2 protein-coding genes are annotated in these 1,083 nt (G+C 57.8%); both read right to left on the reverse strand.

Features of this window, described 5'->3' with window-relative positions; all coding sequences use genetic code 11:
- Nucleotides 1–25: 25 nt before the first annotated feature.
- Complete coding sequence (locus G516_RS0113315) at nt 26–361, reverse strand: GPW/gp25 family protein (protein ID WP_028294063.1); 336 nt, start codon at nt 359–361, stop codon at nt 26–28.
- Between the two features lies 1 nt (nt 362).
- A partial coding sequence (locus G516_RS0113320; RefSeq protein ID WP_028294064.1) for a phage baseplate assembly protein V occupies nt 363–1,083 on the reverse strand: 721 nt, incomplete at its 5' end.

Here is a 1,083-nt window from a genome sequence, read left to right on the forward strand (position 1 = left end):
GTTGGTAGCGTGCTGAGTGACAGTGTCATGCAACCTCCACAGAAACAGACTGGCTGACTGCTTCGTCGTTGATGATGAGTTCAAGATCGAGAACTGCCTTCCCAGCTGCTGTGATAGCCAGCTGAATGCTGGACAACGACACGCGCGGCTCCCAGACCATGATTGATGCGGCAACAGCACTGTAAAGGCGCAGAGCCGTTGCTGTATTGAGTGGCTGGTCGACCAGGTGTGGGGCGACGCTGCCGTATGTGCGCCGGTGAACGCGTGAACCAACGGGCGTACGTATCAGGGTGGCAACAGATTGCAGGATGTGTTCGCGTTCGGTGAGCGTTGCACCGGTGGTTTCGTTCATGCCTGTCATGTTACTGGCTCCGGTTTTTGTTGGAGTACACGGAACCACCGGTGCTGGCATCGGCAGGCAAGAACGGCACCACGGGAGGGCTGGTAGGGTTGCCCGGGCTGGACGATGTGTGAGTGTGCGTTGTTAGCCACGGTGTCAGGGTGTTTGTAATCCAGCTGGCTAGCTGATTGCCCAAGACCGTTGGTTCACCGTTGGCCCCCAGGTTGATGTTTGCGGCATCGACGTTGATGGCGCCGGAGCTGCTGATTGTGGCTTCGGTGCAGGAGACGTTGATTGGCCCCTGACAGTCGATGCCCAAGGTTTTACTGGTGCTGTTGTATTGCAGGGTTGTGCCGTCGTCGAATTTGATGATGTCAAGATCGGCGGCATCTGATGGTGCGTTATGGCTGTTGCTGAACAGCATGGCGACAATGACGCCTGCGGATACTTCGCCAGCAGGACAGGCGAGCAGCACCTGAGTGCCTGCGCGCAGGGGTTTCCAGCGGATGTAGTTGGCGCTGATGTCGGCAGGCATGTCGAGCCAGCCGGTGAGCAGGTTGCCGATTTGGACACGGCATTTGCGGGCAGGCAAGTCGACCAGTTCGACTGTGCCGATTTGCAGCATGTTGCTGAGCTGGCGCTGGATTTCTGCTGGATTCATAAGCCGGGCCGTGGTGGTTTTCTGGTCACCATAGTCCGGCTTTTTTGTGAGTTGATACAGGCGGGCTGTGTGTAGCGCGGGG

This window comes from Oceanobacter kriegii DSM 6294 (assembly GCF_000422845.1).
Taxonomy (GTDB): Bacteria; Pseudomonadota; Gammaproteobacteria; order Pseudomonadales; family Oceanobacteraceae; genus Oceanobacter; species Oceanobacter kriegii.